At 46.4% G+C, this 19741-nt stretch carries 18 protein-coding genes; 10 read left to right on the top strand and 8 right to left on the bottom strand.

Annotated elements, in window-relative coordinates; translation table 11 throughout:
* Positions 1 to 73: 73 nt before the first annotated feature.
* Entirely contained in the window at positions 74 to 673 is a 600-nt protein-coding gene (rpsD, locus tag ASF99_RS11170; protein ID WP_023469059.1) for a 30S ribosomal protein S4, read from the bottom strand.
* A gap of 233 nt (positions 674 to 906) precedes the next feature.
* Positions 907 to 1392 (bottom strand): GAF domain-containing protein, encoded by a 486-nt coding sequence (locus ASF99_RS11165; RefSeq protein WP_055968766.1) that lies wholly within the window; start codon positions 1390 to 1392, stop codon positions 907 to 909.
* A gap of 223 nt (positions 1393 to 1615) precedes the next feature.
* Here ASF99_RS11165 and ezrA point away from each other — a divergent pair, with 223 nt between their 5' ends.
* Both ezrA and ASF99_RS11155 read left to right on the top strand, forming a co-directional pair.
* Positions 1616 to 3322 carry a septation ring formation regulator EzrA gene (gene ezrA, locus ASF99_RS11160; protein ID WP_055968765.1) on the top strand — a complete coding sequence of 569 codons (1707 nt, stop codon included), beginning with the start codon at positions 1616 to 1618 and terminating at the stop codon, positions 3320 to 3322.
* 67 nt (positions 3323 to 3389) lie between these two features.
* Positions 3390 to 4949 carry an amidohydrolase gene (locus tag ASF99_RS11155; RefSeq protein ID WP_055968764.1) on the top strand — a complete coding sequence of 520 codons (1560 nt, stop codon included), beginning with the start codon at positions 3390 to 3392 and terminating at the stop codon, positions 4947 to 4949.
* Here the strand turns inward: ASF99_RS11155 and ASF99_RS11150 are convergent.
* Positions 4941 to 5708 (bottom strand): MerR family transcriptional regulator, encoded by a 768-nt coding sequence (locus ASF99_RS11150; RefSeq protein WP_055968761.1) that lies wholly within the window; start codon positions 5706 to 5708, stop codon positions 4941 to 4943. The genes ASF99_RS11155 and ASF99_RS11150 overlap by 9 nt on opposite strands.
* A gap of 90 nt (positions 5709 to 5798) precedes the next feature.
* Positions 5799 to 6614 (bottom strand): NAD kinase, encoded by an 816-nt coding sequence (locus tag ASF99_RS11145; protein WP_023469054.1) that lies wholly within the window; start codon positions 6612 to 6614, stop codon positions 5799 to 5801.
* Positions 6615 to 6786: 172 nt separating this feature from the next.
* Here ASF99_RS11145 and tpx point away from each other — a divergent pair, with 172 nt between their 5' ends.
* The 4 genes from tpx (at position 6787) to ASF99_RS11125 (ending at position 10529) form a co-directional block, all read left to right on the top strand.
* A complete protein-coding gene (gene tpx / locus ASF99_RS11140; RefSeq protein WP_035396538.1) occupies positions 6787 to 7278 on the top strand; it encodes a thiol peroxidase in 492 nt (163 codons plus the stop codon).
* 100 nt (positions 7279 to 7378) lie between these two features.
* On the top strand, positions 7379 to 8287 hold the full coding sequence (locus ASF99_RS11135) for a class I SAM-dependent methyltransferase (RefSeq protein ID WP_023469052.1): 909 nt from the start codon (positions 7379 to 7381) through the stop codon (positions 8285 to 8287).
* Between the two features lie 120 nt (positions 8288 to 8407).
* Positions 8408 to 9619, top strand: a complete 1212-nt coding sequence (locus tag ASF99_RS11130) for an acetate kinase (protein ID WP_023469051.1) — start codon at positions 8408 to 8410, stop codon at positions 9617 to 9619.
* Between the two features lie 304 nt (positions 9620 to 9923).
* Positions 9924 to 10529, top strand: a complete 606-nt coding sequence (locus ASF99_RS11125) for a 3D domain-containing protein (protein WP_023469050.1) — start codon at positions 9924 to 9926, stop codon at positions 10527 to 10529.
* Between the two features lie 107 nt (positions 10530 to 10636).
* Here the strand turns inward: ASF99_RS11125 and ASF99_RS11120 are convergent, their stop codons facing one another.
* Positions 10637 to 11074, bottom strand: coding sequence for a universal stress protein (locus ASF99_RS11120; protein WP_029342342.1), 438 nt, complete (start codon positions 11072 to 11074; stop codon positions 10637 to 10639).
* A 154-nt stretch (positions 11075 to 11228) separates the two neighbouring features.
* On the opposite strand from ASF99_RS11120, the gene ASF99_RS11115 reads away from it, so the two are divergent.
* Entirely contained in the window at positions 11229 to 11954 is a 726-nt protein-coding gene (locus ASF99_RS11115) for an SDR family oxidoreductase (protein WP_023469048.1), read from the top strand.
* Positions 11955 to 12181: 227 nt separating this feature from the next.
* Here ASF99_RS11115 and ASF99_RS11110 read toward each other — a convergent pair whose 3' ends face one another.
* A complete protein-coding gene (locus ASF99_RS11110; RefSeq protein ID WP_055968759.1) occupies positions 12182 to 13285 on the bottom strand; it encodes a M24 family metallopeptidase in 1104 nt (367 codons plus the stop codon).
* Positions 13286 to 13440: 155 nt separating this feature from the next.
* Between ASF99_RS11110 and ASF99_RS11105 the strand changes: the two genes are divergently transcribed.
* Positions 13441 to 14751, top strand: a complete 1311-nt coding sequence (locus ASF99_RS11105) for a DRTGG domain-containing protein (RefSeq protein WP_023469046.1) — start codon at positions 13441 to 13443, stop codon at positions 14749 to 14751.
* Positions 14752 to 14802: 51 nt separating this feature from the next.
* Here the strand turns inward: ASF99_RS11105 and ASF99_RS11100 are convergent, their stop codons facing one another.
* Positions 14803 to 15111 (bottom strand): YtpI family protein, encoded by a 309-nt coding sequence (locus tag ASF99_RS11100; protein WP_023469045.1) that lies wholly within the window; start codon positions 15109 to 15111, stop codon positions 14803 to 14805.
* Positions 15112 to 15174: 63 nt separating this feature from the next.
* Here ASF99_RS11100 and ASF99_RS11095 point away from each other — a divergent pair, with 63 nt between their 5' ends.
* Entirely contained in the window at positions 15175 to 16110 is a 936-nt protein-coding gene (locus ASF99_RS11095; RefSeq protein ID WP_035396547.1) for a DHH family phosphoesterase, read from the top strand.
* 65 nt (positions 16111 to 16175) lie between these two features.
* On the opposite strand, the gene ASF99_RS11090 is transcribed toward ASF99_RS11095, so the two are convergent.
* Positions 16176 to 16370, bottom strand: a complete 195-nt coding sequence (locus ASF99_RS11090; RefSeq protein WP_023469043.1) for a hypothetical protein — start codon at positions 16368 to 16370, stop codon at positions 16176 to 16178.
* Between the two features lie 146 nt (positions 16371 to 16516).
* Here ASF99_RS11090 and dnaE point away from each other — a divergent pair, with 146 nt between their 5' ends.
* Positions 16517 to 19678 carry a DNA polymerase III subunit alpha gene (gene dnaE, locus ASF99_RS11085; RefSeq protein WP_055968756.1) on the top strand — a complete coding sequence of 1054 codons (3162 nt, stop codon included), beginning with the start codon at positions 16517 to 16519 and terminating at the stop codon, positions 19676 to 19678.
* Positions 19679 to 19741 lie beyond the last annotated feature (63 nt).

Below are 19741 nucleotides of genomic sequence, written 5' to 3'. Positions count from 1 at the left end.
GTAAAATAAAAAGTCATAATTCCTTTAAACAAAGGAATTATGACTTTTTAAATTTAATAACAAAAACAATCGATTAACGTGAGTAGTACTCGACGACGAGTTGTTCTTGGATTTGATCGTTCAATTCAGAACGCTCAGGAAGACGGACGAACGTTCCTTCGAGCTTCTCAGCATCGAAAGTAACGAAGTCTTTAGTTGCTGGAGCAACTTCGAGTGCTTCTTTGATAACGACAAAGTTCTTCGATTTTTCGCGAACTGAGATCGTTTGACCTGGTTTCACGCGGAATGATGGGATATCAACGCGTTGTCCATCAACTTGGATGTGACCGTGGTTGACGAGCTGACGAGCAGCACGACGTGTACGAGCCATACCCATACGGTAAACGACGTTATCAAGACGTGCTTCGAGTAAGAACATGAAGTTCTCACCGTGGATACCAGGCATTTTGCCAGCATCGTTGAAGATACGGTTGAATTGGCGTTCGTTTACTCCGTACATGTGACGAAGTGTTTGCTTCGCTTGAAGTTGAAGACCGTACTCAGATACTTTACGACGGCTGTTACCGTGTTGACCTGGTGCGTAAGGGCGTTTTGCGATTTCTTTTCCTGTTTCAGTAAGTGAGATACCGAGACGACGTGAGAGTTTCCAAGCTGGACCTGTATAGCGAGCCATAATAAGACTCCTCCTTATTGTTCGTTATTATTTGCATAAAAATAATAACGCCATCAAACCCACATTACGCCCATTTCATGATGTGGCACCCTCGCTTGATAGCAAAGTTACACGATGCCCCTCCGGTTATTCACCGAGTCATGAAATGTGATACGTAAGCGATTTGACCGCTATCGTTATCATTTCTGCACTTTTACAAGTATACGGTGTGGACAATCGACTGTCAATCAGAATTACAGATGGCGAAGCAGTATCGTACAGAATGCTTCTAGACCAGCTTGATCGACTTCGTCAAAACGGTTGAATTCTGGGCTGTCGATATCGAGGACACCGATCGTTTGTCCGTCTTTGACGAGTGGAATGACGATTTCTGAATTCGAAGCCGCGTCACATGCGATGTGACCTGGGAACTGATGCACATCTTCGATTCGTTGTGTCGTCTGTTCTGCTGCGGACGTTCCGCAGACACCACGACCAAATGGAATACGGACGCATGCTGGAAGTCCTTGGAACGGTCCGAGGACGAGTTGGTTTTGCTCCGTATCCGTCAAATAGAAGCCGACCCAGTTGATACGGTCGAGGAACTGGTTGAGCAACGCGCTCGCATTCGATAAGTTCGCAACTTGATTGTCTTCTCCCATTAATAGCGCATCGAGTTGTTTTGATAGCATGTCGTATTGTTTCGTCCGGTCACCTTCATATGTCTTTGTTTCGAACATAATAAAAATTCCTCCCGTGAAAAGTGTATTTTTCTTAGTTTAACGAGTTTTCGCGTAGCTGACAAACAATTGATTTTTGGAAAAAGGATTCAAAACAGCGGAAGAAATCAGGAAAAGCCTTTGTAAATCTATGCAAAACGGTTGCGCTATACTATTATAAGGATAAGATTATTGCGATTTAGAGAAAATCTAAAGTCGTAGGACAGAGTGGAGGTCGTGACAAATGTGGGCATGGGTGATCGGAGTCATCGTCATCGTATTACTCGTCATGCTGTTTAGCATGATCAGTCGAAAAAAATACTACACGAAAATCGATGAACTTGATATGCGCAAACAAGGCATCGTCAGTGCATCGATTCCAAAGGAGTTGCAGGACTTAAAGCAACTACCGATGGCGGGTGAGACGGAGACGAAGTTCAGCTCCTGGCATCAAGCGTGGGAAGAGTTATTAACGGTCCACGTCGCCCAAATCGATGAGACCCTTTACCGGGCGGAGGAAGCGCTCGATAAATATCGGTTCATCGCCGTCAAGAATGACCTCGAAGTAACGGAACAATTGATTGCAGAACTCGAAGGGTTGATCGATGAGATGCTCGTCGAGATGTCGACGTTCAAAACGAATCAATCGGTTCTAGCCGAACTGAAAGCGCAAGGGGAAGCCGATTCAGGGCAAGTTCGGAAATCATTATTGATTCAAGCGAACTCATTCGGTCCGGCGCTTGCGCGTCTCGAAGAACGAAGTGAACAAATCGACGCGCACTGGAATGAGATGTGTCAGTACGAAGCTTCAGGTGAAGTGACGAAGGCGTATGAAACAAGTTTGTTACTCGAGCAAGAAGTAGCAACGACGCGTCAACTCGTCGAACTCGTACCGAAACAATGGAAGATTCTCGCTCATGAATTGCGTCAACGGATTGATCAGCTCGGAGCGGGCTATAAGGAAATGTCATTAGATGGGTATCCACTTGAACCACTCGGTCTCCAATCCGAGATCAAACGGTTCGAGGAACAACGTCTGAGCCTTTCTGAAAAAATCGAAATGCTAGAAGTCGACGGTTTGGAAGAGGCGATTCAACAGTTATCGGCTGATGTGGATCAAATGTATGATACGTTCCGTCGTGAGGTCGATGCGCGTCATCAAGTGAAAAAAGAAAACCAATTCTTGAAACAAAAAGCGCTACGGATGCGTGAACGGATTCATCAATTGGCACAAGAGTTCAGCATCCTACGTGAAAAATATGAAATCTCAGCAGATTTAGGGATTCACTATGAGACAATCCAGCGTGACGAAGAGCTACTGTTTGAAGCAGCAAAAGATCTCGATGAGTCGATTGCCGGAAAAATCATTCCGTTCAGTATGCTCGAAGATCAGATGCGCGATGCGATTCGCCTCGAAGAACAGTTGATGATTCAGTACGAACGCTTTACGATCGAACTCCAAGCACTTCGAAAAGAAGAGACGGAAGTTCGCGAACGAATCGCCGAATGGCGTCATCAGCTGTCGCAGACACGTCTCCGTCTGAAACGACTCGGATTACCGAATTTACCAGCTGAGGTGGAAGAAGCGCTCCGAAATGCGAATCGTTCACTGCAGACGCTTGAGACACGGTTAGAGGAGTTACCGTTTAACGTTCGATCGATCGTCGCACAAAGTCAAGACGTCCAAGAAACGTTTAAACATGTGCAAGAACGGTTAGATACATTAGTGTTCGAAGTCACGTATGCCGAACGGCTCGTCCAGTATGCGAACCGGTACCGTCGCCACGACAACGAGATACATATGTCGCTGACGATCGCGGAAACGAAGTTCTTAGCGGGAGACTATGAACGAACGATTGTCTTAGCGGAACGTGTCCTAAATGAATACGATCCGGCCGCGATCGAACGTATTAAACGGTCGTGTGCACCAGAAGAAACATTGCACGTTTAAATCAGGATCGATAATTCAGGGTGACCGTCATGGTCACCCTATTTTTGTAAAAAGAGGAGTGAGTGGAATGGGAACACTATACGTAAACGGATTAATTCGAACGATGGCACACGAAGAGGATGTCCATTCAGCGATGTTCGTCGAGAAGACGCGGATCATCGCGATGGGGGAAGAAGGAAAGCTACGCCGCCGTTTCGGTAGACGTATTGATCAGATTCACGACTTGAACGGAAAAGCTGTATATCCAGCCTTTACGGATGCCCATATTCATCTGATCGGTTACGGGGAAGCGATCAATCGTGTCGATGCCTCGCGTTATACGACGCTTGAAGCGTTAGGACAAGCTTTTCTCAAGGCTGAACCAGTCAATGGGATCCATGTGGCAGAAGGCTATGACGAAACGAAGCTTGATCGTGCACCGACGAAAGCATGGCTCAATCAGTTGTTCCCTGATGCACCTGCCTTGTTGAAACGAACAGACCGGCATACAGCACTTGTCAACGATGTCTTGTTCCAACAGCTCGGATATAAAGCGTCAACCGTCATCGAAGGTGGAAAGGTCGGTTTATCGGATAATGGAGAAGCTGACGGATTCTTGTACGATGCGGCGCTTGAACCTTTATATGCGTTACAAGCTGGAAACTTGGAGCGGAATAAAGCGTCCCTTCGGTCAGCGATTAAGAACTTATACCAATATGGCATCATTGCGGCACACACAGAAGACTTGTCGTATCACGGGGATGTCGCGGACATCTTGCAAGCCTATAAGGAAGTGACGCAAGAGACGGGCTTCCATACGCATTTGCTCGTGCATCATCTTGTCATCGATGAGTTCGTGCAACAACAACCTACTTTACCGTCAACGATGTCAATCGGTGCGATGAAACTGTTCGTCGACGGCGCACTCGGAGGACGAACCGCTCTTCTCGGTCGTGGTTATTCCGATGATCCGACGACACGCGGCATCGAAGTGCATACGCCAGAACAACTCGAACAACTCGTCAAACGCGCACGTAGTTACGGATTCACAGTCGCGGCACATGTCATCGGTGATTTAGCGATCGAGCGGTTCGTACAGGTGCTCGAGAAGTATCCGGCACCAAAAGGGAAACGCGATCGCATCATTCATGCGACGGTCGTCCGACCAGAAACGCTTGCGCGAATTCGGAAACTACCGGTCTTGATTGACGTTCAACCAGTCTTTTTACTGGATGACGCCGACTTTATCGTCGATCGACTCGGATTGAACCGGTTGGACTGGAGTTATCGTTTACGTTCGTTAGCTGAGACAGGCGCATTATTGTGCGGTGGAGCAGATGCGCCGATCTCTGACCCCGATGTCCGACGGTCGCTTTATGCAGCAACCGAAGGAACGGCAGGGCGTGTCAATAAAACGAACGAGACGTTATCGATGTTTGATGCCTTGTTGCTCTTTACGAAGAATCCACATCTCGCGACGGAAACACATGGTCGAAAAGGATTGCTCTTACCAGGCTATGATGCCGACTTCGTCATCTTTGAAGAAGACTTCTATCGCTTGCGTGGGGAAGCCATCTTGAATAACCGTTTGGTCGAGACGGTCCAAGCCGGAAAAATCGTTTATCAGGCGGAAGCCGCGTTAGTGTGATGTTTGCGTATAGTGTGAAATAGCTTCCGAATAGAACGTCGATAGTCCTGGGGCATACGCATCGTAATAGGCGCGGAATCGTTCGTCAGACACATACATCTGACCGAGTGAGGCAAAGAGAGATAATGCGCATGGGTAATAGTACGTATCGATGAAATCATGTTGTTCTTTGACGACTTGTTGAACGTCCGGATTCGTTGCCGCATGCCCGTCGCGGTAAAGGGTCGTCAAGCGCTGATCGAGTTGCTTATGCATGCTGCTCAGTTGTTCTTTCTCTTTCGGTGTTCGTTGTTGTTGTCTTTTTGCACTGATTCGATAGGCGTCAGTGTCACCGTAGTGTTGCTGGACTTCATCTGCATGTTGTTTTTCATGCGTAACGATCTCGTCATGACGCAAACCGCGGAATAATTGTTCGTCTTTCATCGGGAGTCCTCCTTTTAAGGTGAGTAATGTCTGTTCAGCGAGTCGAGCAAGCATTTGATAACGCGAAGCTTTTTCTTGAAGGAGTGCAATCTGCTTTTTCAGTGTCGTATGATGATTGGAATCAGATTGCGTGAGTAATCTTTGGATTTCTGACAGTGGGAAATCAAGAGAGCGGTAGAGCAGGATTTGTTGTAAACGTAAAAGATCCTCTCTGCTGTAACTTCGGTGACCAGCATTGGTGCGCTTTGGCACGAGGAGACCGATCGTCTCATAATGATAGAGTGTTCGTTTTGTGACACCGGTCAGTTTGGCGATTTCCTGAGTGGAATACATCATTTGTGTACCTCCTTTGATTGGAGTATAAAGGGTGACGTAACGGAAGACGCAATAAAAAAATCTGCCCCGAGGAGGCAGATTTTTTTATTGTCATAAGAACGAGCGTTGAATCTTATGCCAAAATGTATTGTTCGTCAATTTGACGGTTTTCAGTTCTTTTTCAGAAAGCTGGATATCGACTGAATCTGTTCGTGTGAGACTGAGTGCTTCGTTATCCATCCCGATGATCGGATAGTCGTTCCCGTCTTCGATGATGCGTAACGAAAGTTTCCGTCCACGGTTCAGTAGGAAAGCAGAACCGAGTGTCCGGTACCGGTTGTTGTTGACGGAAGCAATTTCGCTGACTTGAAGACAGTGAATCAATGGATCGACGATTGCACCAGAGAGTGACTTATTATAAGCCGTAGAGCCCGTCGGTGTTGAGATGACCATCCCATCTCCGCGGAATGTCTCAAACAGGAAGTCGTCGATATAGACTTCGATTGCGAGTGATTTGATGATGCTCGACTTCACGGAACATTCGTTCAGACAGAGCATCGGTGGTCCACCGTTGATGGATGCTTCGAGCAGTGGATAACGACGTACTTCGATTTCACCATCCGAGACACGGTTGCCTGTCTCTTTAAAGATCGCTTCGACCGCAGAAAGATCATTGATATCAAAATCACAGTAGAACGAGTTTGGTCCTTCAGCGAATCCAACATAGATCGCATCATCACGGAAACCTGTGAAGCGTGCCGCTTGCAAGAAAGCCCCATCTCCACCAATCGAGACGATGATGTTTGCTTGTCGGTGATCTTGGACAACGTTCAGTCCGTATCGTGTACCGACATCAATCAACTTTCGCACCTGCGTCTCGTGTCTTTGTGTATTTCGGTAGTACAGGTAGACGTTATTTCGAGCCATGGTCAATTCCCCCTTGAAAGCGTTTCATGAACTCTTTCATTATACCTGTTTTTTGGAAAGACGGGTACTGAAGTCCATCAATTATGGCAGAATGCTTGCCATCTTCGCGGATCATTCCTATAGTTAAATAGAAAATACAGTATATCCATTCAGGGGAAAAGGGGAATTCATAATGGCAACGTTTAAAGGAAATCCAATCACACTTCAAGGTACGGCGGTTCAAGTCGGACAAACAGCACCTGACTTTCAAGTGTTAGCTAACGACTTATCACCGGTAACACGTGATACATATCAAGGTGTCCGGATCATCAGCGTCGTCCCATCAATCGATACAGGCGTTTGTGATGCGCAGACACGTAAATTCAATGAAGAAGCAGCAACAATCGAAGGTGTGACGGTCATGACGGTCTCAAACGACCTTCCATTCGCACAACGTCGCTGGTGCGCATCAAGCGGTCTCGATCAAGTCGTGACGTTGTCTGATCACCGTGATCTTTCATTCGGTACACAGTATGGCGTAGCCATCGAAGAATTACGCCTGCTTGCCCGTTCTGTTTTCGTTCTTGATTCAAACAACGAGATTACGTACGTTGAATATCTTGAAGAATCAACAGACGAAGTCAATTTCGAAGCAGCACTCGCTGCAGCACGTGAAGCGAAGTAAGAATGGTTTACAAACGCCGCTGAAGCGTTACAATGGAACTAATGATAGAAACGGCTCCCGCTCTACGGGGGGCCGTTTCGTTTTGGAGAGGATGACGTACATGGAGCCGTTAGAAAAGTTATATAAGGAATTAACACGTCAAACAAAACAAATCGAACGTGATCTGGATATGCCCTATTTAGAAGCGTTGACGACGGTGATTGATCGATTGAACGATCGTCATACTGAAAATGTAGACAAAGAGGTCATTCGGAAGGCAGTATCGCTTGCTATTCTAGAAGGGATGAAACAAGCACAACCGAACCATTTGCCGACGCCAGACAGCGTCGCTTTGTTTGCTGGTTATCTAATCGGGAAATTGGTAGGTAAGGAGGACATCCGACTACTTGAGTTGGGGAGTGGGACAGGTGGCATGTTACATGCTGTCTTAAGTCAGCTTTCGACAGGTACATCTGCTGAGGCGGTCGAGGTAGATGAGACATTGATTCGTTTATCAGCAGCGGTAACGGAATTACTCGACTATCCAGTCACGTATACCCATCAAGATGCGTTACGACCATTATTGTTAGATCCAGTTGATCTTGCGATGGCTGATCTTCCTGTCGGTTATTATCCAGATGAAGAGGCTGCCGCTTCTTACATCTTAAAACGAGACGAAGGCATGAGCTACAGTCATTTCTTGTTGATTGAACAAGCGATGCAATACGTCAAACCAGGCGGATTCGGTGTCTTCGTCATTCCGAACGGACTGTTTCAACATGATACGGAAGGGAAGTTGAAACAGTACTTCGAATCAAAAGCGCATGTCATCGGTATTTTGCAGTTACCGCTCACGATGTTCAAACAAGAACAGGCAGCAAAAAGTTATTTGATCGTCCGTAATCATTTAGCCGGTATGAAGATGCCAAAACAAGCATTGCTTGCTGAGTTGCCATCGTTCACAGATGCTCGCGCGTTTGGTGGTATGGTGAAACAGATTGATGAATGGATTAACACAGAATTAAAATGAATTACGCAAAGTGATTGAAATCTGTCGTTAATTTGACTATTCTAGTTGTAGAACAGAAATAGAAGAAAACCTAAACAGATGTGAATGTTCATTGGATTCAAATGGAAAAGGGGAAAAATCATGGCAAAAATTATGGCGGTAAACGCAGGTAGTTCGTCTTTGAAGTTCCAATTGCTCGAAATGCCGAACGAAACGATGATCGCAGTCGGACTCGTTGAACGCGTCGGTAAAGACGATGCAATCTTTACGATCAAATATGGTGAAGGACAAAAGTATACAGATGTCCTCCCACTTGCAACACATAAAGAAGCAGTCGAGTTGTCACTCGAAAAATTGATGGAGTTCGGAATCATCTCGTCTTACGATGAGATTAAAGGTGTTGGACACCGTGTGCTTCATGGTAAAGAAAAATATGCAGACTCTGTATTGATTACAGATGAAGTCATGCACGATATCGAGTCGTACACAGAACTCGGACCACTTCACATTCCACCAAACTTGATCGGAATTCGGGCATTCCAAGCATTGCTTCCGGAAGTGCCACAAGTGGCAGTCTTCGATACAGCGTTCCACCAAACGATGCCAGAAGAAAACTTCCTTTACAGCTTGCCGTATGATTACTATACAGAATACGGTATCCGTAAATATGGTTTCCACGGTACGAGCCACAAATACGTTACGGAACGTGCATCTGAATTACTCGGTCGTCCGTTAAAAGACCTCCGTTTGATCTCGTGTCACCTAGGTAGCGGAGCATCGATCGCAGCAGTTTCGGGTGGCGAATCAATCGATACGACGATGGGCTTCACACCGCTTGAAGGGATTACGATGGGAACACGTTCTGGTTCACTTGACCCAGCGTTGATTCCATTCTTGATGGAGAAAACAGGGAAAACAGCAGAAGACGTCTTGAACGTCATGAACAAAGAGTCTGGAATCTACGGTCTTTCAGGTCTTTCAAGTGACTTGCGTGATGTCCAGACAGCTGCTAAAGAAGGAAACCATCGTTCAGAGATGGCACTCCGTATCTTTGCGAACCGTATCCACGGTTACATCGGGCAATACGCTGCTGAGATGAATGGTGTCGATGCGATCATCTTCACAGCCGGTGTCGGAGAAAACTCAGATTCAATCCGTGAGCGTGTCTTACGTGGTCTCGAATTCATGGGCGTCTACTGGGATCCATCACTCAACAATGGTGCTCGTGGAGAAGAACTCTTCATTAACTACCCACACTCACCAGTTAAAGTCATCATCATTCCAACGAATGAGGAATTGATGATTGCACGCGACACGGTTCGTGTTGGTGGATTGGTTGCTCAAAACGCATAATTGTGTCAAAAGGACTGAGTCGTTATTCCGACGATTCAGTCCTTTTTTTGATGAAATCTAAGAATGAAAATATACGAACTTACGTTCTATTGTTACGGTGTTTGTCATATAACGAAAAATGAATCGTCATCTTTGTAAAAATAAACCTGAAAAAGGGCGATTTCTTAAAAAAATGAGTCCTTTGTAACATAAAAGTAATAGTACAGACATATTTTTGTGGTCTATATGTAACGGCACACTCTCATTTTGTCATGTATATTAATCTCAGTTAACAAACACGAAACAATGATGGAGGAGAAAATACATGATGAAACGGATGCTCGCAAGTGTTTTAACGGTCGTGTTAGCACTCAGTTCGTTCGCAGGTCTTCAAGCAGAGGCTGCAACTAAGAAAAGCGTCAAGTCAACAGTCGATAGCCTAGTCATTCGTCAAAAAGCAACTACTTCGTCGAAAAAACTCGGTCTTCTATATAAGAACCAAACGTTATCGTACAAAGCAAAAACAGGGAACTGGTACAAAGTAAGCTACAAAGGTAAAACGGCTTATCTTAGCGCGAAATACTCGAAACTCGTAAAATCGAGTGGATCGAAAAAACAATCGACAGGTGGTTGGAAAACAATCACGAACGTAAGTGCAACAGCTTATACACCATATGATCCAGGTAGTGGTAATCTGACAGCAATCGGTTGGAACATCAAAAGCTCGAAAAAGAAAGTCGTAGCGGTTGATCCACGTGTCATTCCACTTCGTTCGACAGTGAAAGTGTATTACAAAGGGAAATTAAAAGGGACGTATACAGCTGCTGATACTGGCGGTGCTATTAAAGGGAAAAAGATGGATATCCTTTACTACTCTCGTTCAGAAGCATTCAACTGGGGTCGTCGTTCGGTCACAGTAAAATACAAATGATTGCAAACCATCGGACATTGGTTCGATGGTTTTTTATTTAAGCAGATCGTCAAAAAGCCTCTCTTCCTTTGAAATGAAGGAAGAGAGGCTTTTTGACGAAGAGTGATTCATAAACGGACGATCAAGACGTCACATTTTGCGTAACGCGTAATGCTTTCAGAGACACTACCGATGAAGAAACGTTCAACAGCGTTTAAACCAGTTGCGCCACAAATGATTAAATCAGCATCATGATTAGGGGCAAGCTTTTTGGCGATCGTTACTTTCGGTGAGCCGTATTCAATCGCTACTTCGACTTCCTGTACACCGCGATCTTGAGCAGTCTTGACGTATTCGTCTAGCAATTCCTTCGCGTAAGATTCGGCACGTTCCGTGATAGTGCGGTCATAGGCTTCTACTGTTGCGAATGTCCGTGTATCAATGACGTGTGCGATGATCAATTTTGCATCATTCCGCAATGAAACATCGATTGCCGTCTCAAAGGCACGTTCTGCCTCTTTTGAGCCATCTACTGCTACGAGTACATTATGATAGACGATTGCCATGATGAATCCATCCCTTCGTAATCGATATGATGAGTACAACCTAATTATACCATTCTCTTACTGGGAGCGGATGAAACATTCAGTGAGTTCTAAAAATTGTCCTTCCTTTCTGTTCCGTCGTAAGATGGAGTCAGTGAAAGGGGGCGATGCCAAGATGAGGCACGCGTTAATTACAGCAGGTACAAAAGGACTGGGAGAACGAGTGACGCGCCAGTTACTGGAAGAAGGTTGGAGAGTGACAGCGTTTCATCGTTCCGAACCCGAATTTACACATCCGAATCTCATAACGATTCAAGCAGATGTGACGAATCAAGAAGAATTGGAACGCGCAACCCAACAAGCAATCAACGAGCAAGGTCGGATTGATGCGTTGATACTTAATGCAGGACCTTATATATTTGAACGAAAAGCGTTAGTGGATTACACCGATCAGGAATGGAATGAAGTGATCACTGGAAATCTGACAGCTAGTTTTTGGCTGTTACGTCAAGTATTGCCTGTCATGCGTAAGCAAACCTACGGTCGAATCATTACGTACGGTTTCCCGGAAAGTGCAACAGCGCCAGGATGGGTATGCCGGGCAGCGTTCGCTGCTGCTAAAAGCGGGATGGTAAGTTTGACGAAGAGTGTAGCGCTTGAAGAGGCCGAACACGGCATTACGGTCAACATGGTCAACCCGGGAAACATCGTCGGCGACAATAAGACGAAGTTGATTTCTGAAGCGGAGCAAGATGAGGCGACGCCGGTCGGAAGAACGGGTGTCGGAGAAGATATCGCTCGCGCAATCTCTTTCTTGTTGGCAGAAGAATCAAGTATGATCACGGGAGCAATCCTCGATGTGACAGGTGGCGTCAATGTCGTCCATCAATCCCGTAAGTAAGAGAAAATGAGGTTGACTCAANTTTCCTCAGGCGAGACACAAGCCAGTTTTCCTGCTTCATTTAAGCAGGAAAGCGGGTCTTGTTCGTCTCTGACAGCGCATAAATGCGTTTTTCCTGTAGGAGTGGCGTGTGACGCGTCATCCACGAGATAAGGGTGGCAGATTATAATTCTGCCACCCTTATCTTTATAGAGACTGACTGTTGAGTCAGCTCCATTTTTCTTGAGTTAAGATGATGGAATGGATTGAAGATGTTTTGGTGTGCGAGTTAACGCAACTGGACCTTCCGCAGTGAGATGAATATCATCCTCGATACGGACGCCACCGACACCTGGAACATAAATGCCTGGTTCGAGTGTGTAGACGATACCAGCTTCAGCCGTCAGTAGGTTGTTTGACGCGAGGGACGGGAATTCATGAACCTCGATTCCGAGTCCGTGACCGACACGGTGCGTGAAGTACTGTCCGTAGCCAGCGTTTGTAATAACGTCACGGGCTGCCTTATCTAACGCACCGAGTGTCGTGCCGATCTGACTCGCTTCTGTCGCGGTTTCAAGTGCTTGGCGAACCGTTTCATAGATCTTTTTCTGTTCTTCGTTCGCTTCGCCATAAATGAAGGTCCGTGTAATATCGGAACAGTAGCCTTTCCAAACGACGCCGAGGTCGAATAAGACGAAGTCGCCTTCTTGGATGACACGGTCGCCGGGTACACCGTGCGGATCAGCACTGTTTGCACCAAATAGGACAAGCGTATCAAATGACATCTCACGGACACCTTTTTTCTTCATTTCATATTCGATTTCTGCAATGACTTCGATTTCCGTGATCCCTGGGCGGATTGCTTGTTTACCGATTTCGATTGCTTCATCCGCAAGTGTGGCTGCTTCTTGAAGAATAGCGATTTCTTCCGGTGTTTTCTTCAGACGAAGCGCTTGTAAAGACTCACCGATATCAAGAATGGCTGCGTTCTCGAGACGTGAGCTTAGTTCCTGATAGCGACTAAACGTCATGTGTTCTCCTTCGATACCGATTCGGTTATTCGAGTGCTCGAATGTCGCGAATAATTCTGCTAATCGATCAAATGGGTTTTCGTGATCCTCATAGGTCACGACGTCTCCTTCCCAAGGACTCGCTGCAACGATACTTGCTTCGAGTGCCGGACAGAATAATACATGTTTGCCGGTTACATCGACGAGGACCGCCATGACACGTTCGTGGGGTTCAGCGTAGACTCCTGAGAAGTAAAACACATTTGCCTTCGAAGTGACGATGGCTAAGTCGATTCCTTGTTCTTTCAGGAATTCACTGATTTGATTCGTACGTTCGCTCATATATGATTCCACCTCTCTACTCATTTTCTACATAAGTATATCATCGTCCGGTTCGAAAAACATTTATCGTAAATCAGACTAGTACACGTTTTCATCTTTAGAGTAGTACAGTATAATGACAGGAGAGTAGAAAAAAGGAAAAGAAGGGATACAGTATGCCTACGAAACACGAACAGATCATTCGACATATCGAAGATCTTGATGTCGGAACAAAGATTTCCGTCCGACAAATCGCGAAGGATTTGACCGTATCCGAGGGGACGGCTTATCGCGCCATCAAGGAAGCAGAAAATTTAGGGTTCGTTTCGACGATTGAGCGAGTCGGAACGATTCGGATTAAAAAGAAACAAAAAGAAAATATCGAGAAGCTGACATTCGCGGAAGTCGTGAATATCGTTGATGGTCAGGTACTCGGTGGTCGAAATGGATTACACAAGACGTTGACGAAATTCGTCATTGGCGCAATGAAGCTCGAAGCGATGATGCGCTATATCGATGTCGATAGTCTCGTCATCATCGGAAACCGCGAAAAAGCACATGAACTCGTGCTTGAAGCTGGAGCTGCTGTATTGATTACCGGTGGCTTCGATACGACGGAGGATGCAAAACGACTGGCAGATGAGATGGAGTTGCCGATCATTTCGACGTCCTACGATACGTTCACGGTCGCGACGATGATCAACCGAGCGATTTATGATCGATTGATCAAAAAGGAGATTTTACTCGTTTCGGATATTTTAATTCCGTTGCATGATACGTTCTATTTACAGACGACGGATCCGATTTCACGCTGGCACGAGTTGAATGAGCAGACGAAACACAACCGTTATCCCGTCATCGATGAACAAATGAAGGTCGTCGGTGTCGTGACAGCGAAGGACATCATTGACCGTCCACATGACTGGGCTGTTGAAAAAGTCATGACCCGTCATCCGATCACGGTCGGTATTCGAACGAGTGTCACGAATTCTGCGCATCAGATGGTCTGGGAAGGAATCGAGATGCTGCCGGTCATCGACCAGTACGGTCGATTGCTCGGGATCATTAGCCGTCAAGACGTCCTCAAGGCACTGCAACTCGCGAATCGTCAGCCACAAGTCGGAGAGACGTTCGACGATCTAATCACGGGGCAAATCAAGGCGGCAGAGGACGAACGGGGACCGTACTTATCGCTTGAGGTCTCACCACAAATGACGAACTTCATGGGGACTGCTTCGAGTGGGGTGTTGACGACACTTCTAGTCGAAGGGGCGACGCGAATGTTGCGTCACATGAAGAAAGGTGACCTTGTCATCGAAAACGTCAGCATCTATTTCATTAAACCTGTTCAAATCGAGAGCACGGTAACGATCCGGGCGAATGTCTTTGACGTCGGTCGAAAATTCGGGAAAGTCGATGTCGAGATGTATCAAGGCACACAAATCGTTGCGAAGGCACTCGTGACATCCCAACTCATCGATCGTTAAATGAACCAAAAAGAACCGAAGTCAATGGACTTCGGTTCCTCTGAATCTAGCTCAGGATTGCTCCATCTCGCGGACGACATACGGATAAATCTTTTTGTAACGGATGAATCCGGCGATGAATGAAGCAACACCGACGATGATTAAAATGGAACAAACGATTTTCCCGACGAGTGTCGTTAATCCGTTTCCAGAAACGAACTGGTTGACGGCAAATAGGATAACGAACAAGCTCAACCAAATGCTCGCTTGCGTATTGAACAAGTATTTTCGGTTCGTGCTTTTCGTATGGAACGCGCGGCGTTTTGCTAACAAATACCCACCAAGCGAGAAAACGATGAGGGCGATGAGGATGAATTGCATGTTAAAAGGACCTCCTTTTTGTCTTCATCTCATATCATATCAAGATTAGAGGAGCTGTGCACAGTGAAAGAGCAAATCAAACAAATGATTGAAGCGGCAGATACGATCATCATTCATCGTCATGAACGTCCAGATCCCGATGCACTCGGTAGTCAATTCGGTTTGCAATTGACGTTACAACATCAATTCCCTAGCAAAACGGTATTAACGGCCGGAGAAATGGCGACATCATTGTCATTCATGGGAGAGCTCGATCAAGTAGACGATGAATTATACAAAGAGGCGTTAGTCGTGATTCTGGATACAGCGAATCAAGCGCGGATTGACGGGAAGGTCGCAATGACAGGAAAAGACGTCATTAAAATCGACCATCATCCGGATGAAGATCCATACGCACCAGTACAACTCGTCGATACGACGATGAGTTCGACATCGGAACTGCTCGTTCATTTATTGAACGAATGGGGATACGAGATTCCAACATCAGCTGCCATTCAATTCTACGCTGGGATCGTTGGTGATACGGGACGTTTCCAATTCCGTGGCACGACGAAACGAACATTTGAAGTCGCAGCGCAATTGATTGATGCAGGAATCGATACGGACTGGTTGTATCGCAATATGTACGAAACAGAACTTGCGGCGCTTCATTTACAAGGATACGTCCTGCAACATATTCAATTGACGGATCAAGGTGTCGGTTATGTCGTATTGACACAAGATACGTTGAAGCAGTTTGGTGCGACGGTTGAGCAAGCATCGTTGCTCGTCAATAGTTTTGCCGGTTTAAAAGGCATGAAGTGTTGGGCATTGTTCCTTGAGACGGATACGGAGGTTCGCGTCCGGATTCGTTCGAAGGGTCCCGTCATCAATGAAGTAGCAAAAGAATTCAATGGTGGTGGACATCCGATGGCGTCTGGTGCAACGATTGGACAGTTGAGTGAAGTCGAACGTGTCATCCGTCGTCTGGACGAGGTCGCTGCTAACTTCCAGTTTTAAATGGAAAAAGGCTGCTCGGTCTCACTCCTCTCATTGAGGAAGCGAAGCGAACAGCCTTTTTACGCTTATTGCGTTTTTGTTTCGTCTTGCGGAATGAACCAAACGCCACGATCTGTGTGATCTTCAATGACATTCAGTTGAAGTTCAGCGACAGATTTGCGAATCTTCTCAGCGATTTCTTCCGTTTCAGTAAAAGCGGTAACACCGAGCTTTAATTGTTCGACTTTTTCACGTGCGATTTGACTGCGATTCAAAATCATGAGAAACGCTCCTTCCGTACCCGTCATGATATTTCTATACTTATTGTATCGAATAATAAATCAGATGGCGAGTACTTGAGTCAGTTAGATATGAAGGTTCTGAAAACTTTTAAAAACATCCATCAGAAGAGAAAGGAGAATGGAAGATGCATATAAATGTTCGAACGCAGTTTAGTCCATTACAGAGTTTAGTTCGAATCGAGCCCTATCTCGATGAACTAGTCCGTCGACACATCGGACGAGCGGTCATCTGTGAAACGACATTGACAGGAGTTCCCGCATTCATCGATGCATGTCAGCGTCGAAATATGCAACCGATCGTCGGATGGGAGCAGCGAATCGAAGAAGAAGAATTTTGTATCTTATGGTTTGCTTTTTCTTCTGATGGACTGCGTCAACTGTATCGACTAGCCAGTCAACAAGGGGAGACTGAAGTTTCATCACTGATCGCGGTGCTCGTGCCACTGCGTCAAGCCTCTGAAGATGCGACGCGTCTACGTCGTTCCTTCGTTCAATGGATGGGACATGTTCAAGGAGCGCGTACATATATGGGTGTGACCTCTAGTCGCTCAACGGTCGAACGAGAGAGTCGTGCGCGTTACCGCGAAGTCGCAGCAGCGCTTGGTGTTGAGACCGTCCCAGTCGATCCTGTTCGTTACATCCGTCGAGATGAAGCGTCAGCGTATCAAGCGATACGTGCGATTGGTGAAGCGACGACGTTCCAAGACCAAAAGACAGATCGTCTGATGCATTTAAAGACCCGGGAAGAGTTACTCGAAGACTTTACCGAGCGAGAAATTACGATGGCGGAGCAGTTTGCTACGACATCTGAACGCTTGGAATTACCGTTTCAACAACGTCCACTGCCGCGTGTCGCGGAAGACTCGAATGCGTTATTACGGAAACGTGCTGAGGAAGGGTTACTGGCACATGGTCATGAAAGTAATGAAGCGCGGGAACGTCTCGCTTATGAACTATCAGTCATCCATAAGACAGGATTTGCCGATTATTTTTTAATCGTTGAAGAACTCGTACGTAGTGCAAAAGCGAAAGGCATCTTCGTTGGACCCGGTCGAGGCTCAGCAGCCGGATCACTTGTCAGCTATGCGCTTGGGATCACGACGGTGGATCCATTGAAGTATGGATTACTATTCGAACGATTCTTAAATCCCGAGCGGATTTCGATGCCGGATATCGATATCGATATCGAAGATGAACGACGCGAAGAAGTATTAGAGGATCTCGTGATGCGTTATGGAAAAGATCACGTCGCTCAAATCGGTACATTGTCGACGCTTGGTGCCAAAGCCGCTTTGCGAGACGTCGGACGGACGCTAGAGTTTTCGAAGGATGAATTAGATGCTGCGGTCAAACAGCTTGGAAAATCCACGACGTTACAAGGAATCGAACAAAACAAACAGACATATCGCTGGTTCTCTGGAAGCGAAAAGCGCCGGCAACTGTTGCAACTAGCGCAAGCGGTCGAGGGTCTCCCGCGACAACGTTCGGTTCATGCGGCTGGCGTCGTCATTGGATCTGAACAGCTCGTCGAGACGACACCCGTTGAAACGGGACCAAATGAACGCTATGTGACGCAGTTTTTGATGCAGGCATTGGAACGTCAAGGATTGTTGAAAATTGACTTGTTAGGATTACGAAATCTCAGTCGTTTGCGTCGGATGGAAGAATTGATTCGACGAGAACAGCCATCCTTTACGCTCACGCAAATTCCAGAAGAAGACCGCGCGACATTCCAAGTCTTTGCCCGCGCCGAGACGGATGATATTTTCCAATTCGAGTCGACAGGTATGAAACAGACGTTGCGCGAAGTCAAACCGAATCGGTTCGAGGATTTGGTAGCAACGATGTCACTCTATCGTCCGGGACCAATGAAATTCATTGATCTGTACGCGAAACGAAAAGCTGGTCAACCTTATCAGATGTTGCATCCCGTATTAGAAGACGTACTTGCACCAACGTATGGCATCATCGTCTATCAGGAACAAGTCATGGAAATCACCCGTCGAGTAGCTGGATTTACACTCGCGCAAGCAGATTTATTACGACGTGCGATTTCTAAAAAAAGTACGGATTCGCTCGAACAGGAACGGGTTCGTTTTCTCGAAGGAGCAAAGTCGAATGGATTCGATGATGCGATTGCACATTCACTCTATGAACAAATTGAGCGATTTGCTGGGTATGGATTCAACCGAAGCCATGCGGTCGCCTATTCAAAGATTAGTTACGCCCTCGGATATATCAAAGCGCATTTCCCACACATTTTCTTACTCGTCTCGGTCGAACAACCGGAGCGTCTCGTCCGATTGATGCGCGAACGACGTCTTCCTGTCCTATCGCCGGACGTCTGGATTTCCGATTACCGTTCTTCGTTAGAAGGCAAAGGGATTCGTCTCGGAATACATGTGATTAAAGGTATTTCCGAGCGAGAGTTCGAACGTGTAAAGGAAGCATCAAAGCACACGGCGACGATTGCTGATCTATTGACCCACGTCGGATGGGGTAAGAAGGAGCGCGCAAAAATCGAATTGTTACTCTACAGTGGTGCGCTAGATCGAGCGACACACGGCGATCGCGGACTCGCTGAACAAGAAGTACTCGAATATTTCACTGAGTCGTCGAATACATTACTTCCAGACGAGTTGGCAATTCTCGGGAAACGCCGGACACAGAAGTCCTCGAAACGAAGTGATTCCGATTGGGCACGATTAGAACGGGAAGCGCTTGGGTTCTGGTTGACGTATTCGCCGTTGACGACAGCAATGAAAGCTCCGGTTGAATCTGCTTATTTCCATGACCTTGGCGTCGGTTCGGAAACACATTATTTAGTCTGTTATATTGATCAGATTCGAGAATTTAAGACGAAACGCGGTCAAACGATGGCGGTCATTCAGGCAGTCGACGGATATTCGAATGAAGAGGTCGTCGTCTTCCCGAATCAATATGAACGATTCCGTCGATCACTTTATTTAGGGAACGTCTTGCTGATTGAACTAAAGGTGCAGGATCGCGAAGGGGAGCGTCAGTTCATTTTGGAACGTCTGCGTCCGCTTGGGCAAGATGTGCTATTCGTCAAGTTAACATCAAAAAATGAGCTGGCCGCACTCGAACAGTTGCTTGAAGCAGTACCAGGCGATATTCCAGTCGTCGTTCGCTACGCGGATTCACGCGAGACGAAATCGTTACCGCCGCTCTATGCAGTGCAGCATGATGAGGAATTACTAGCTCGGCTACGTATTCGGTTTGGCGAGGATCATGTCGTCCTGAAAAATGTCCCCCGCTCAAACTAGTACTAGGTAATAAGATTTGTTATAATAAGGGGTAATTGGTCTGACCAATGCCACCGATTGAAG

Origin of the sequence: Exiguobacterium sp. Leaf187, from assembly GCF_001423925.1 — a bacterium.
In the GTDB taxonomy this organism is placed as follows: Bacteria; Bacillota; Bacilli; order Exiguobacteriales; family Exiguobacteriaceae; genus Exiguobacterium_A; species Exiguobacterium_A indicum.
Note: the sequence above shows the minus strand (reverse complement) of the source record. Positions and strands in the feature narration are given on the sequence as shown.

What these genes read in the sequence shown, in the direction of transcription:
- rpsD (WP_023469059.1), bottom strand. Translation starts at nt 673, where the DNA reads ATGGCTCGCTATACAGGTCCAGCTTGGAAACTCTCACGTCGTCTCGGT.
- ASF99_RS11165 (WP_055968766.1), bottom strand. Translation starts at nt 1,392, where the DNA reads ATGTTCGAAACAAAGACATATGAAGGTGACCGGACGAAACAATACGAC.
- ezrA (WP_055968765.1), top strand. Translation starts at nt 1,616, where the DNA reads ATGTGGGCATGGGTGATCGGAGTCATCGTCATCGTATTACTCGTCATG.
- ASF99_RS11155 (WP_055968764.1), top strand. Translation starts at nt 3,390, where the DNA reads ATGGGAACACTATACGTAAACGGATTAATTCGAACGATGGCACACGAA.
- ASF99_RS11150 (WP_055968761.1), bottom strand. Translation starts at nt 5,708, where the DNA reads ATGATGTATTCCACTCAGGAAATCGCCAAACTGACCGGTGTCACAAAA.
- ASF99_RS11145 (WP_023469054.1), bottom strand. Translation starts at nt 6,614, where the DNA reads ATGGCTCGAAATAACGTCTACCTGTACTACCGAAATACACAAAGACAC.
- tpx (WP_035396538.1), top strand. Translation starts at nt 6,787, where the DNA reads ATGGCAACGTTTAAAGGAAATCCAATCACACTTCAAGGTACGGCGGTT.
- ASF99_RS11135 (WP_023469052.1), top strand. Translation starts at nt 7,379, where the DNA reads ATGGAGCCGTTAGAAAAGTTATATAAGGAATTAACACGTCAAACAAAA.
- ASF99_RS11130 (WP_023469051.1), top strand. Translation starts at nt 8,408, where the DNA reads ATGGCAAAAATTATGGCGGTAAACGCAGGTAGTTCGTCTTTGAAGTTC.
- ASF99_RS11125 (WP_023469050.1), top strand. Translation starts at nt 9,924, where the DNA reads ATGATGAAACGGATGCTCGCAAGTGTTTTAACGGTCGTGTTAGCACTC.
- ASF99_RS11120 (WP_029342342.1), bottom strand. Translation starts at nt 11,074, where the DNA reads ATGGCAATCGTCTATCATAATGTACTCGTAGCAGTAGATGGCTCAAAA.
- ASF99_RS11115 (WP_023469048.1), top strand. Translation starts at nt 11,229, where the DNA reads ATGAGGCACGCGTTAATTACAGCAGGTACAAAAGGACTGGGAGAACGA.
- ASF99_RS11110 (WP_055968759.1), bottom strand. Translation starts at nt 13,285, where the DNA reads ATGAGCGAACGTACGAATCAAATCAGTGAATTCCTGAAAGAACAAGGA.
- ASF99_RS11105 (WP_023469046.1), top strand. Translation starts at nt 13,441, where the DNA reads ATGCCTACGAAACACGAACAGATCATTCGACATATCGAAGATCTTGAT.
- ASF99_RS11100 (WP_023469045.1), bottom strand. Translation starts at nt 15,111, where the DNA reads ATGCAATTCATCCTCATCGCCCTCATCGTTTTCTCGCTTGGTGGGTAT.
- ASF99_RS11090 (WP_023469043.1), bottom strand. Translation starts at nt 16,370, where the DNA reads ATGATTTTGAATCGCAGTCAAATCGCACGTGAAAAAGTCGAACAATTA.
- dnaE (WP_055968756.1), top strand. Translation starts at nt 16,517, where the DNA reads ATGCATATAAATGTTCGAACGCAGTTTAGTCCATTACAGAGTTTAGTT.